Raw genomic sequence first — 13,354 nt, 5'->3', positions numbered from 1 at the left:
GGCTGTCAGCACACGATCACAAGGAGGTGACGCGATGAGTGAGCCACGATCGAACGCAGCGATCCGAATGACCGGGATCAAGAAGGCCTTCTACGGAGTTCCGGTGCTCACCGGAGTCGACTTCGAGGTCGATGCCGGCGAGATCCACGCCCTCGCCGGCGGCAACGGAGCCGGAAAGTCCACGCTGATGAAGATCCTGCAAGGGGTGTACAGCAGGGACGAGGGCAGCATCGAGATCGCCGGCGAGCCGGTCGAGATCGCCTCGATCCACGAGGCGAAGGCCGCCGGGATCGGAATGGTCTTCCAGGAGTTCAGCCTGGTGCCCACCCTGACGGTGGCCCAGAACATCTTCCTGGGTTCGGAAACGCTGACCCGGACCGGGTTGATCAACGACCGCGCGGCGAACCGGCGAGCGTCCGAGATCTTCGCCGAGATGGCGGTCGAGGTGGATCCTCGAGCCCGGGTGGGCGACCTCAGCACCGCGTACTGGCAGCTGACCGAGATCGCAAAGGCGCTCGCGCAGGACGCCAGGGTGCTGATCATGGACGAGCCGACCGCCAGTCTGGCCCGCCACGAGAGCGAGGCGCTGTTCGAGCTGATCGACCGACTCAAACAGCGGGGCATCGCCATCGTCTACATCTCCCACCGGATGGACGAGGTGTACCGGATCGCCGATCGCATCACCATCCTGCGGGACGGAAACCGCTTGTTGACAAAGAGATTGGCGGAGATCAAGCCGGCCGAGATCGTCGAGGGCATCGTCGGCAAGCAGCTCGGTGCCGAGATGGTCTATCGGGGGCCGGAGCACGAGATCTCCGAGGAGATTCTGCTGGAGGCGCGCAATCTCAACGCCCCACCGCGGGTCAACGACGTGTCGTTCACACTCCGGGCCGGAGAGGTGATCGGCCTGGCCGGACTGATGGGCAGTGGGCGGACCGAGCTGGCCCGGGTGCTCTTCGGCGTCGACCGAGCCCGCTCGGGTGAGGTGCTGCTGCACAACGAGCGGATCAACCTGTCATCGCCCGACCGGGCGATCTCCCAGGGCCTCGCATTGATCCCCGAGGATCGCCGCGAACAGGGCCTGGTGCTGGAGCACTCGGTCCGGGAGAACCTGATGCTTCCGTTGCTGAAGCAGGTCGAGAAGGGCCCCCTGCTCGACACCAGGAAGAGCAGGACGATCTCCACCGAGCTGATCGAACGCTTCGCCGTCAAGGTGGACAATCCGGACCGCCCGGTGCGACTGCTGTCCGGAGGCAACCAGCAGAAGGTCGTGCTGGCCAAGTGGCTCGGCACCGACCCGCGGGTGCTGATCCTGGACGAGCCGACAGCGGGCGTCGACATCGGGACCAAATCCGAGATCGTCGAGATGATCCGCGCACTGGCCGCGACCGGCAAGGGCGTGATCGTCATCTCCTCCGAATACCCCGAGTTGCTGGCCGTCAGCGACCGGATCCTCATCATCCGTGATGGACACGTCGTCGACGAGTACGCCCGGGAGGCGATCGCCGACGAGGAGTTCCTCGAGCTAGCCGTACAAGGAGTGGAGAAGTGAGCACCACCGCAACCGCCAACGCCGGCGGCCTGGGCGCGACCCTGCGCCAGCTGGACTGGCGCCGCTATGTCATCTACATCGGCTTCGTCGTCATCTTCGGCTTCTTCGCCGTTCTGCTCAGGGATCAGGGATTCCTGTCCCCCAACAATCTGCTGAACATCTTCCGGCAGACCGCGACCATCACCGTCATCGCCGTCGGCATGACCTTCGTGATCGCCTGCGCCGAGATCGACCTCAGCGTCGGATCGGTGGCCGGACTGTCCTCGGTCACCGCCGCGATGGGGATCGCTGCCTGGGGACTGGTTCCCGGGATCCTCACTGGTCTGCTGACCGGGGTGCTGGTCGGCACGGTCAACGGGGCACTGGTCAGCCTGCTGGGGATCCCCTCGTTCCTGGTCACCCTCGGCATGCTCGGTGTCGCCGCGGGCGTCGCCCAGTGGATCACCAATTCCGCGCCGCAGCCGATCCTCAACGACACCTTCAACCTGATCTTCGGCGGCGGGAACTTCGGTCCGATCCCGGGGCTGTTGTTCTGGAGCGCGATCTTCGTCGTGCTCGGGGCGATCATTCTCAACCGGACCCGCTTCGGCCGCCAGGTGCTGGCCACCGGTGGCAACCGCACCGCGGCCGCTTTCACCGGCGTGAACACCAGGAAGATCAAGTTCTCGGTCATGCTGCTCTCCGGAGTCGTCGCGTCGATCGCCGGGATGCTGTACGCCGGCCGGCTCGAGTCGGGTCGGTATCAGTGGGGCACCGGCGACGAATTGTCCGCCATCGCGGCCGTCATCCTCGGTGGCACCAGCCTGTTCGGCGGCGCCGGCTCCGTGGTCGGAACCCTGTTCGGCGCCCTGCTGATCGGACTCATCAACAACGGGCTGATCCTGGCGGGACTCGACTCCAGCCAGCAACAGGTCGTCCGCGGCGTGATCATCATCCTCGCGGTCGCCCTGGCCCGCAAGAAGTAGTACCTCCCTGTTCCCCTGCCCAGAAAGGAAATCCACATGAAGCTCGGCTACTGCACCATCACCTGGGGCGGCGTCGTCGGCCACCCGGTCGGCGTCACCAGCGTCAAGGATCTGTTCTACCTGACCAACGGCTCGATGCCCGACGCCGTGCGGGACATCGCCGGCGTCGGGTACCAGGGCGTGGAGATGTTCGACGGGAACCTGGCGGAGTACGAAGACCGGCCCGACGAGCTGAAGGACCTGCTGTCCGGGGCCGGTGTCGAGCTGGTCAGTGTCTACACCGGTGCCAACTTCATCTACGCCGACATCCTGCCCGACGAGCTGCACCGGATCCGGCGCGCGGCGGACCTGGCCACCCGGTTCGGGGCACAGCGCCTGGTCGTCGGCGGTGGCGCCACCCGCGCCGACGGCATCCGGGACTCCGACTACGACGCGCTGGCCGATGCGCTGGATCAGGTGACCGACATCGCCGCCAATGTCGGCCTCGACGCGAGCTATCACCCGCATCTGAGCACCATCGTCGAGGGCCCCGAGCAGCTGGAGCGGCTGATGCCGCGGACGAAGATCGGCTTCTGCCCCGACACCGCCCATCTGGCCGCCGGTGGCGGGGATCCGGCGGCGTTGATCCGTCGCTATCCCGACCGGATCCGGCACGTGCACCTGAAGGACTACATCGCCGACCCGTTCACCTTCGCCCCGCTCGGGCAGGGCAGCCTCGACTTCCCCGACATCCTCGCCGCGATCAAGGAGGCCGGTTACGACGACTGGCTGATGGTCGAGCTGGATTCCTACGACGGTGATCCGGTCGAGGCGGCACGGATCAGCAAGAACTACCTCGACCGGCTGCTGGCCGGCTGAACCCCTTTCCGAACATCCTCCAATCGAAGGAGCGCAACACCATGCAGAAACTCAATGTCGGTCTCATCGGCGGTGGCTTCATGGGCAAGGCCCACTCCCTTGCCTATGCCGCGATGCCGATGTTCTACTGGCCGGCCCCGGCGCTGCCGATCCGTTCCGTACTGGCGGAAACCGACGCGGATCTCGCCGCCGACGCCGCCCAGCGATTCGGATTCGAGCGGGCCACCGACGACTGGCGCACCATCATCGACGATCCCGATGTGCAGGTCGTCGACATCGCAACCCCCAACCACCTGCACGCCGAGATCGCGATCGCCGCCGCGCAGGCGGGCAAGCACATCATCTGCGAGAAGCCGCTGGCGCGTACCGTCGAGGAAGCCAAGGCGATGTGGGAAGCGGTCAAGGATGCCGACACCGTGAACATGGTGGCGTTCAACTACCGCCGGACGCCAGCGGTCGCCCTGGCCAAGAAGTACATCGAGGAAGGCGCGATCGGCGACATCCTGAACTTCCGCGGGACCTACCTCCAGGACTGGAGTGCCGACCCGGATTCCCCGCTGTCGTGGCGATTCCAGAAGAAGATCGCCGGCTCCGGTGCGCTCGGTGACATCGGCACCCATGTCCTCGACATGGCCCGCTACCTGGTCGGCGAGATCGATTCGGTCAACGCACTGCTGTCCACCTTCATCAAGACCCGGCCGGTGCAGTCCGGGGGTGCCGACCAGCTCGGCACCAGCAGGGGCGGCGACGGGCCGCGCGCTGACGTCGACGTGGACGACGAGGTGATCACCATGCTGCGGTTCGACAACGGAGCCGTCGGTTCGATGGAGGCGACCCGCAATGCCTACGGTCGCAACAACTACATCACCTTCGAGATCCACGGCACCAAGGGATCGATCTTCTTCAACTACGAGCGCCGCGACGAACTGCAGGTGAGCTTCGCCGACGATCCCAAGGACCGCAGCGGTTTCCGCACGGTCTACACCGGGCCTGCCACGCCCTACGGTGAGGCACTCTGGCCGATCCCGGCGCTCGGCATCGGCTACGGCGAGACCAAGATCATCGAGGCCCACGACTTCTTCCGTGCGATCGCCGACGGCAGCCCGGTCTCACCGAACTTCGCCGACGGCTACCAGCTCGCCCTGGTGGAGGAAGCCATCGCGAACTCGGCGGCCTCGTCGAGCTGGGTCGATGTCCCGCGGGTGGGTGCGTGACGATGGCCAGCAGCGGCCCGGTCGGTGTCGGGCTCATCGGCACCGGAATGATCAGCACCGCCTATCTGGAGAACCTCACCCGGTTCCCCGACATCCGGGTGGTGGTGCTCGGCGACCGCACCCCGGAAGTGGCACGGGCCCAGGCAGAGCGGTTCGGTATCGAGAAATGGGGGAACCCCGCCGACGTGCTGGCCGATCCGGAGGTGGAACTGGTGGTCAACCTCACCATTCCCGCGGTCCACGCCCAGGTCTCCGGGAGTGCCATCGACGCCGGCAAGCACGTCTGGTCGGAGAAGCCGATCAGCACCGACCGGGCGAGCGGGCAGGACCTGCTCGCCCGGGCGGAGGCGGCCGGACTGCTGGTCGGGGTCGCTCCCGACACGGTGCTGGGCCCCGGCGTGCAGACCGCGCGCCGGGCCATCGCCCGCGGTGACATCGGACAACCGCTGTCCGCCTCGACGGTGCTGCAATACATCGGCCCGGACACCTTCCACCCCGGGCCGGAGTTCTTGTTCGCGCCCGGGGCCGGGCCGCTGTTCGACATGGGTCCCTACTATCTGACAACCCTGGTGCACGTCTTCGGTTCGGTACGCAGCGTCGCCGCGTACGGTTCCATCGGTCACCCCAAGCGCACCATCGGGCTCGGCCCGCGCCGGGGCACCGAGTTCGAGGTGCAGGTGCCCACCCATGTCGCCGCCATCGCCGAGTTCGTGGACGGTGGCATCGCCCAGAGCGTGCTCAGTTTCGATTCCCCGATGTCGCGTCAGGGCGTCGTCGAGATCACCGGCACGGAGGGGACCCTGGTCATTCCCGATCCGAACCGGTTCAGCGGTCAGGTCAGGCTCACCCGAATCCCGGACCTGACCGGGATCACCGATCCCACCGAGGCGGAGGCCGCCACCCTGGCCCCGCCCGTCTGGGAGGACATTCCGGTGACCGGCAGGCAGGTCGGCCGCGGACTCGGCGTACTCGATCTGGCGCGTGCCGTCCGAACGGGCGACCGCCCACTCGCCTCGGGAGCTCTCGGTCTGCACGTCCTGGACACCCTGATCGCCATCGATGAGGCAATGGCCACCCGGTCGACCGTCCCGGTGCAGAGCCGGATCGAGCCGGTGCCTCCGGTCGCCGAGAACTTCGACCCATTCGCCGCAACCCTTTGACGCACACGAAAGGAGCATTCGACATGGTCACCGGAACAACCCCGCAGATCTCCGTGCAGCTCTACTCTCTCCATCGAGAACTCGATGCAGATCTTGATGGCTCCCTCGGCCGACTCGCCGACATCGGTCTCACCACCGTCGAAGCGTTCGACTTCGTCCGGCAGACCGATGCGCTCAAGACCGCATTCGATCGGCACGGATTGGCGGCGCCGACCGCCCACGCGATCATGATCGAGGACGACGTCGTCACCCCGGACGGACTGCTGACCGTACCGCCGCTGGAGGACACGTTCGCCGCGGCCAAGGAGCTTGGTGTCGAGGTCCTCATCGATCCGTTCGTACCAACCGAACACTGGGCGAGCCGGGCGGACGTGCAGCGCAACGCCGACAAGCTGAATGCCGTCGCCGCCGAGGCCGCCGGCCACGGACTCCGGGTCGGCTATCACAACCACGATCACGAACTGACCACCGTGATCGACGGAATCCCCGCCCTGGAAGTGTTCGCCGACCTGCTGGACCCCGGTGTGCGCCTCGAGGTCGACCTCTACTGGGCGGTCGCCAGCGGCGTCGACCCGGTGCAGCTGCTCAACCGGCTCGGCGAGCGGGTGGTCGCCGTGCACGTCAAGGACGGCCCGATGCGCCCTGGTATCACCGCGCAACAGCTACCGGAGGACCAGCAACCGGCCGGTCACGGCGATGTCCCGCTGGCCGAACTGCTCGCCGCCGCCCCGTCGGCCGACTACGCCATCATCGAGTTCGACCACTACGCCGGTGACATCTTCACCGGCATCGCCGAGAGCTACCGGTACCTCAGCGGCGTACTCGCCGACGGCCCGGTCAACCGGTAGCCAGTCGGATCTGTACGCCCTCCCTGGGTCGCATCGCCGAGATCCCCTGCGCGTGGATTCGCTGTGTCGGCAGGGAAAAGAGGCCGCGCGCGATCAGCCGGGTGAGCATGACGGTGAGCTCGGTGGTCGCCATCGACGAACCGATGCAGCGATGGATGCCGCCGCCGAAGGGCAGGAACTCCGCGGCCGGCCGTCGTTCGTCACCGAGCCAGCGCTCGGGCCGGAAGACGCGCGGCTCGGCGTACACCCGTGGATCGCGATGGGTGGCGTACGGACTGTAGAGCAGCGTCGTACCGGGGCGGACCCGGCGGCCGCCGAACGTGAACTCCTCGGCGACGTAGCGGGCCGAGACCGCGGCCGGCGGGTAGAGCCGCAGGGTCTCGGTCACCGTCGCCGACAGCAACGGCAACCGGCCCAGATCGGCGGAGGTCGGGGTACGCCCTCCGGTCACCTCGGCGAGTTCGGCACGCAGTCGGTCCTGCAGCTCCGGGCGGGGGCCAATGGTGTAGAGCAACCAGCCCATCGCGGCGCTGGTCGTCTCGTATCCGGCCGCGATCAGCATGATCGCCTGGTCGTGGATCTCGTCGTCGGTGAGCCCGGAACCGGTGCCGTCGCGGCCGTGCACCAACATCGCCAGCACCTGGCTCTCGGCATCGTGGTCGAGGTTGCGGATCCGGGCGATCTCGGTGTCGATGCGGGCGATCACAGCGGCGCGCGCGGCCATCGCGCGGCGATACCGAGGGGTGTTCAGCCGGGCGTGCCATTCGACCACGTCCGGCATCAGATCGGCCAGCGACAGCAGCGGTTGCAGCTGCTCACCAAGAATGTCTGCGTCCTCGGCCAGTGGGGAGCCGAAGAGGGCGCGCAGGGTGGAGCGGCGGATCGCTGCGCGGAACAGCTGGTACCCATCGACGGTGCTGCCCGGTGCGATCCCGGCCAGTGCCTCGTCGGCGGTGCGCACCATCGTCTCGACGTAACCCGCGACCTGCCGGTGATGCAGGCTCGGCCGGACGAGTGCGCGGCGACGCGCATGATCCGGGCCGTCGGTGACGATCAGCGCGGTGGGGCCGTCGACCGGGATCAGCCCGCGGAACGCCTCGCGTACCCGGAACAGCCCATCATTGGCGAAGACGAACTCGTTCGCCTCCGGGCCGAGCAGATAGACGTAACGCCGACCGAGCCAGGTCGGGTAGACCGGGCTGAACCGGCGACCCCAGAACATGGCGTTCTCGGCCGGCCAGTAATCGATGGTCGGCCAGCCGGTCTCGGCAGCAACTGCTTCCACGACCGTGGAACTTACTACACTCGCGGGCATGGTGGTATCCCGGGAGTCGAGCGAAAGGGTGCGTGACCGGCTCATCGACGCCGCGATCGGGCAGCTCGCGCATGAGGGGATGCGCGGGTTGACCCACCGCAAGGTGGAGAACCGGGCCCGGGTTTCCCAGGGTCTGGCCAAGTACCATTTCGGCAATCTCGACGGCCTGATCGACGCCGTGCTGCATCGGCTGGTCGAGGTCGAGCTGGGACATCTGCTCGAGGTTTCGGCAGTCGAACGGGCCCGGATGTGGGCCGGCGACCTGCCGACGGAGGTCTGGCAGCGCGCCCGGGAGGTGGCCGACGCGATCCAGGCGGAACCCGCGCTGGCCCGGGCACGCTTCGAGCTGTTCCTGTACGCCTCCACGCGGCCGGAGCTGCAGCAGGTGATCGGGGCGCATCGCGAGGTCTTCGTACGCAGGGTCGCCGCCGGCCTGGACTCGGCCGATCCCGAGGGCGGTGCCCGGTTGGTGCTGGCGCTGGTCGACGGGATCCTGCTGCACGAACTGTCGGCCCCCTCGGCTGCCTTGGCCGATCGGGTGCCGGCCATGCTGCTGGCTGGCGGTGCTGCCGCGGCATACCTGCCCGGGGAGGCAAAGTGAGCGAATCGGATCGGGCAGAGCCGGAGGAACTGGCGCCGGGACGCTGGCGGCCGCTGGTGATCGCCGTCGGCTACGGCGCCGTTGCCGGTGCGGTGGCGGCGCTCGCACTGGCGTTGATGAATGGGGGCCAGGACCTGGTCTGGTCGGTCTCCGAGGCCCGGTGGTATGTCTTCGTCGCGATCTGTATCGGCGGCATTCTCCTTGCCCTGTTGCGCGGGAACACCGATGACGCCGATCTGCAGCAACAGATCAAGGCGGCCGCCGATCCACGGTCGCTGCATCGGCGTCGCACCGCGCTGCTCGCCGTCTCGGCGATCATCGCGGTCGGTTTCGGCGGCGCGATCGGTCCGGAGGCGGGGTTGATCGCGATCGTCTCCGAACTGTCCGCGCTGGTGAGTCTGCGGATCACCCGATCGCAGGCCGAGGCGCGGGCCGTCGGCGAGGCCGGTAACGCGGCGGTGCTGTCCGGTCTCTATGGGTCGCCGCCGGGGGCTGCGGCATACGACGATGACACCCTCGGGCCGGGCAAACTGCTCACCCTGCTGGCCGCGATCGCCGGCCTGGTTGGATTTCTGGTGGTGTACGCGCTGGTCAGCGGCCGGCCGACCGATCTCGGCGTGCCGTCCTATCCGGGGTTCCGGGCAGTGGATCTCGCGTTGGCCGTGGTACCGGCGGTGGCCGGGGCCGCGGTGGCGGCCGGTTATGTGCTGGTCGGGCCGATGATCGCGAAGCTGCTGCAGCGCCCGCGAAGCGTGGCGGTGCAGACCCTGCTCGGGACGCTGGTGTTCGCGGCACTGGCCACTGCCTGGCCGGTGATCCGGTTCTCCGGACACCACGAGTTCGGTGAGATCCTGACGATGGTCGACGAACGCGCCTGGCTCGCCCTGGCCGGGGTGGCGGTGCTGAAATTGCTCGCCACCGCAGTGAATCTGGCGACTGGCTGGCGCGGTGGTGCGATCTTTCCGCTGCTGTTCGCGGGGGCGGCGGCCGGTGCGGCCACGCTGGCGCTGGTGCCCGGTCTGCATCCCTCGGCCGCCATCGTTGCCGCGATGGGGGCCGCCACCACCATCGGAATGCGGAAACCCCTTGCGGTGTTGCTGATCTGCGCGTTCATCCTGCACGGCAATGCCCTGATCCCGCTGGCCGTGGGTGTCGGCATCGGATTGATCGTCGTCCAGTTCCTTCCGGAACAGGAAAAGTCTCACTGACGTTCATCGAGTAGCTCGCGCAGCGTGCGGGGCTTGTTCGTTCATCGAGTAGGTCGCGCAGCGACCGTGTCGAGATGAATCCCCGTTCATCGAGTCGGCGGATGCAGCCGATCCGAGCTGCCGTCGTCCCACGACGCGCAGGGGGCAGGTCTCCCGACCCGCCCTCCTTCGGAATCTGCGGCTCGATCCGCGATCAATGAACAAGACGGCCGATTCCTCGATCGAGCCGCAAATTCCGCAGGGCCCACCAGGACCGGCCCACCCTCCCCGGTCGGCCGTTCTCCACTCTGCGGCTCAACTTTCACTCTGCGGACCGCATACAGGCCGCGGAGTGAGAGTTGGTACGCGAAGTGGAGTCAGCCCTTGGCGCGCCGTTCGGCCGCCAACCGCTTGGCCCTGGCGATCGGGCTCTCGGCACCCGACTCGGTGGCCTCGGGCGGGGTGGGTGCCGCGGGCTCGGGGGTCGTCTGCTCGGGGGCCTCGTTCACCGGCGCAGACTCCTGCGTGGGCTCCGGCTTGGACGCGGGCTCCGAAGCCGGGTCCGTTGCCGGTCGTGCTGGTGCGGGCTTGGCGGTACCACCCTTGGCCTTCAGCTTGGCGCGCTCGATCGGGGAGAGCGGCTTCTCGCTTGCCTGTGCGGGCTTATCGGCCGGGGCTTCGTCTCGCTGCTTCGTGGCTTGCTCAGCCGCCGGTTCCGTGGCTTGCTTGGTTGCCGGGGTGGGGTCGGTGCTCGGTTCGGGACGTGCGGTTGGTGCGGGATTTCCCTTGCCTGCCTTGAGCTTAGCGCGTTCGAGTGGGCTGAGCTTCTGCTCGCCGGCTGGTACGGCCGGGGCTTCGTCTCGCTCCTTCGTCGCTCGCTCAGCCGCCGGTTCCGTCGCCTGCTCGGTTGCCGGGGTATTCGTGCCGCCCTTGGCTTTCAGCTTGGCGCGTTCGATCGGGGAGAGGGGCTTGTTGCTGGGCTGTGCGGGCTTTTCGGCCGGGGCTTCGTCTCGCTCCTTCGTCGCTCGCTCAGCCGCCGGTTCGGACTCGACCGCGGGTGCGGTTGCGCCACCCTTGGCCTTGAGTTTGGCGCGTTCGATCGGGGAGAGGGGCTTGTCGCTCGCGGGCTGAGGTTCGGCCGGGGCTTCGCCTCGCTCCTTCGTCGCTTGCTCAGCCGCCGGTTCCGTCGCCTGCTCGGTTGCCGGGGTGCTCGTGCCGCCCTTGGCTTTGAGCTTGGCGCGTTCGATGGGGCTCAGCTTGGCGGTGTCCGTCGTTGCTGGCTTGGCTTCGTCTCGCTCGTCCCTCGCTCGCTCAGCGACCGGTACCGGCTCGGGCTCGGCCGGGGCTTCGTCTCGCTCCTTCGTCGCTCGCTCAGCCGCCGGAGTGGGGTCCTTCGTCGCTCGCTCAGCCGCCGGTTCGAGGGCCGGCTGGCCGCGGCGTACCGACTCGAGCAGCAACTGCGCGACGTCCAGCACCTCGACGTTCTCGCCGCGGCCGTCCTGCTGCTCGGCGGTCAGTCCGTCGGAGATCATCACCCGGCAGAACGGGCAGGCGGTGGCGATCGCGGAGTTCTCGTCCTGGCCGAGTACGGTGAGCGCCTCGGAGGTCCGGTTCCGGTTGATCCGGGTACCGATCTTCTCCTCCATCCACATCCGCGCACCGCCCGCACCACAGCAGAACGACTTGTCGCCGTGCCGCGGCATCTCGGCGTACGCCGCCCCGGGGATCGCACCGAGCAGATCCCGCGGGGCCTCATAGATCTGGTTGTGCCGACCCAGGTAGCACGGGTCGTGGTAGGTGATGCTGCGTCCGGCGACCTCACCCGACGGCGCCGCGACCGGGGTCAACCGGCCATCGCGCACCAACCGGTTCAGCAGCTGGGTGTGGTGCACCACCTCGAGCTCGACACCGACCTGCGGGTACTCGTTCTTCAACGTGTTCAGGCAGTGCGCGCAGGTGGTGATCACCTTGTGCGCCTTGGCCTCGGTCAACGTCGCCGCGTTCTCGGCGGCGAGCTGCTGGAAGACGAACTCGTTGCCCGACCGCCGGGCCGGATCACCGGTGCAGGTCTCCCCGGTTCCCAGCACCGCAAAGGAAACCCCGGCGGTGTTCAGCAGCTCGGCGACCGCCTGGGTGGTCTTCTTCGCCCGGTCCTCGAAGGCGCCGGCACAACCGACCCAGAACAGATACTCGACACCGCTCAGATCCTCCACATCGGAGCCGACCACCGGCACCGGGAACGGCAGATCCTTGGTCCAGTCCAGCCGGCCCTTCTTGTTCAGGTTCCACGGATTGCCCTTGGATTCCAGGCCCTTGTAGAGCCCGTTCAACTCCTCCGGGAACTCCGACTTCACCAGCACCTCGAAGCGCCGCATGTCCATGATGTGATCGACATGCTCGATGTCCACCGGGCACTGCTGCACGCACGCCCCGCAGCTGGTGCAGGACCACAGCACGTCCGGATCGACCACACCGACCGCACCGTCCGGGCCGACCCGGATCGGGTCACCCTCGGCCTGCGCCACCGCATCCGCACCGACCCCGACCAGCGGCCGCTCGGCCTCCTGGCGGACCGCCTCGGGCAGCTCACCGCGGGCCGACTCGGCCGCCTGCAACCAGGGCGCCTTGGCGTACGCGTGCTCGCGCAGCCCCATCATCAGCAGCTTCGGCGAGAGCGGCTTCTCGGTGTTCCAGGCAGGGCACTGCGACTGGCAGCGGCCGCACTCGGTGCAGGAGGTGAAGTCCAGCAGACCCTTCCAGGCGAAGTCCTCGATCCGGCCCACCCCGAGCCGTTCCTGCTGCTCGTCGGTCAGCTCCTCGACATCCTCGAGTCCGCCGACCGGCTTGCCGTCGATGTTGATCGGCAGCATCGCGCCCAGCGCGGTCCCGCCGTCGCTCTTGCGCTTGAACCAGATGTTGGGCCAGGCGGAGAACCGGTGCCAGGCGACACCCATCGTGAGGTTCAGCCCGATCACGCAGAACCAGGCCATCGAGACGATGATCTTCAGCGCCGCGACCCAGACGATCGCTGTCTCCAGCGCCTCCACCGACATCCCGCTCGGTGCCATCCAGAAGGTCAGCGGGAAGTGGAACGGGGTCCCCTGGCTCGAACCGGTCGCGACCGCCAGGGCGTACTCCAGCGCCCGCAGTGCGAGGATGCAGACAGCGATCCCGAGGATGGTGAACTCGACGTAGATCGCTTGCCAGGAACGGGATCCGAAGAATCGGCCCTTGCCGTTGCCGACCAGCACGAAGCGGTTCACGATCAGATAACCGATGCAGGCCAGCATCAGCCAGGCGAGCCCCTCGGTGATCCACTCGTAGACGAACCAGTGCCCGACGATCGGCAGCGCGGACTCCGGCACGAAGATCTGGCCGTAGGCGGTGACCAGGGTGAAGAAGAGGTAGAGGAAGCCGATGAACACCACCCAGTGCGCGGCGCCGACCTTGCTCCACTGCAGCATCCGGGTGTGTCCGAAGGATTCGATCAGCAGGTGCTTCCAGCGATCGGCGGGGCGATCCGAGCGGCCCAGGGTCGGCTGCCCGAGTCGGACGACGCCGACGATGTGGGCGACGGCCCGGGCGAACAGGGCGACCCCGATGACCGAGATCAGCAGGGCCAGGACGACAGCCAGTGTTTTCACGCAGCGCTCC

At 67.8% G+C, this 13,354-nt stretch carries 10 protein-coding genes; 8 read left to right on the top strand and 2 right to left on the bottom strand.

Annotation, left to right across the window (positions count from 1 at the left end; genetic code table 11):
* Window positions 1-34 precede the first annotated feature (34 nt).
* From BI335_RS09860 to BI335_RS09835, 6 genes are read left to right on the top strand one after another with little or no spacing between them, the layout of a single operon-like run.
* Window positions 35-1,552 (top strand): sugar ABC transporter ATP-binding protein, encoded by a 1,518-nt coding sequence (locus BI335_RS09860; protein ID WP_229119533.1) that lies wholly within the window; start codon window positions 35-37, stop codon window positions 1,550-1,552.
* Window positions 1,549-2,517, top strand: coding sequence for an ABC transporter permease (locus BI335_RS09855; protein ID WP_094425872.1), 969 nt, complete (start codon window positions 1,549-1,551; stop codon window positions 2,515-2,517). Before BI335_RS09860 ends, BI335_RS09855 begins: the two co-directional genes overlap by 4 nt.
* Window positions 2,518-2,553: 36 nt before the next feature.
* Window positions 2,554-3,375 (top strand): sugar phosphate isomerase/epimerase family protein, encoded by an 822-nt coding sequence (locus BI335_RS09850; protein WP_094430636.1) that lies wholly within the window; start codon window positions 2,554-2,556, stop codon window positions 3,373-3,375.
* Between the two features lie 41 nt (window positions 3,376-3,416).
* Window positions 3,417-4,589, top strand: a complete 1,173-nt coding sequence (locus BI335_RS09845) for a levoglucosan dehydrogenase (RefSeq protein ID WP_094404485.1) — start codon at window positions 3,417-3,419, stop codon at window positions 4,587-4,589.
* 2 nt (window positions 4,590-4,591) lie between these two features.
* Complete coding sequence (locus BI335_RS09840) at window positions 4,592-5,749, top strand: Gfo/Idh/MocA family protein (RefSeq protein ID WP_094430634.1); 1,158 nt, start codon at window positions 4,592-4,594, stop codon at window positions 5,747-5,749.
* 23 nt (window positions 5,750-5,772) lie between these two features.
* Entirely contained in the window at window positions 5,773-6,597 is an 825-nt protein-coding gene (locus BI335_RS09835; protein ID WP_094430632.1) for a sugar phosphate isomerase/epimerase family protein, read from the top strand.
* Here the strand turns inward: BI335_RS09835 and BI335_RS09830 are convergent.
* Window positions 6,587-7,882, bottom strand: a complete 1,296-nt coding sequence (locus BI335_RS09830; protein ID WP_172421820.1) for a cytochrome P450 — start codon at window positions 7,880-7,882, stop codon at window positions 6,587-6,589. The genes BI335_RS09835 and BI335_RS09830 overlap by 11 nt on opposite strands.
* 28 nt (window positions 7,883-7,910) lie before the next feature.
* Between BI335_RS09830 and BI335_RS21055 the strand changes: the two genes are divergently transcribed.
* Both BI335_RS21055 and BI335_RS09820 read left to right on the top strand, forming a co-directional pair.
* Window positions 7,911-8,513 (top strand): TetR/AcrR family transcriptional regulator, encoded by a 603-nt coding sequence (locus BI335_RS21055; RefSeq protein WP_166646807.1) that lies wholly within the window; start codon window positions 7,911-7,913, stop codon window positions 8,511-8,513.
* Entirely contained in the window at window positions 8,510-9,721 is a 1,212-nt protein-coding gene (locus BI335_RS09820) for a chloride channel protein (protein ID WP_094430628.1), read from the top strand. The genes BI335_RS21055 and BI335_RS09820 overlap by 4 nt, the downstream gene beginning before the upstream one ends.
* Window positions 9,722-10,077: 356 nt before the next feature.
* On the opposite strand, the gene BI335_RS09815 is transcribed toward BI335_RS09820, so the two are convergent.
* Window positions 10,078-13,344 carry a (Fe-S)-binding protein gene (locus BI335_RS09815; RefSeq protein ID WP_094430626.1) on the bottom strand — a complete coding sequence of 1,089 codons (3,267 nt, stop codon included), beginning with the start codon at window positions 13,342-13,344 and terminating at the stop codon, window positions 10,078-10,080.
* Window positions 13,345-13,354 lie beyond the last annotated feature (10 nt).

Source organism: Enemella evansiae, assembly GCF_002250705.1.
Lineage (GTDB): Bacteria > Actinomycetota > Actinomycetes > Propionibacteriales > Propionibacteriaceae > Enemella > Enemella evansiae.
Note: the sequence above shows the minus strand (reverse complement) of the source record. Positions and strands in the feature narration are given on the sequence as shown.

Excerpts from the sequence above, each read along its gene's own strand:
- BI335_RS09860 (WP_229119533.1), top strand. The coding sequence starts at position 35 with ATGAGTGAGCCACGATCGAACGCAGCGATCCGAATGACCGGGATCAAG.
- BI335_RS09850 (WP_094430636.1), top strand. The coding sequence starts at position 2,554 with ATGAAGCTCGGCTACTGCACCATCACCTGGGGCGGCGTCGTCGGCCAC.
- BI335_RS09845 (WP_094404485.1), top strand. The coding sequence starts at position 3,417 with ATGCAGAAACTCAATGTCGGTCTCATCGGCGGTGGCTTCATGGGCAAG.
- BI335_RS09840 (WP_094430634.1), top strand. The coding sequence starts at position 4,592 with ATGGCCAGCAGCGGCCCGGTCGGTGTCGGGCTCATCGGCACCGGAATG.
- BI335_RS09835 (WP_094430632.1), top strand. The coding sequence starts at position 5,773 with ATGGTCACCGGAACAACCCCGCAGATCTCCGTGCAGCTCTACTCTCTC.
- BI335_RS21055 (WP_166646807.1), top strand. The coding sequence starts at position 7,911 with ATGGTGGTATCCCGGGAGTCGAGCGAAAGGGTGCGTGACCGGCTCATC.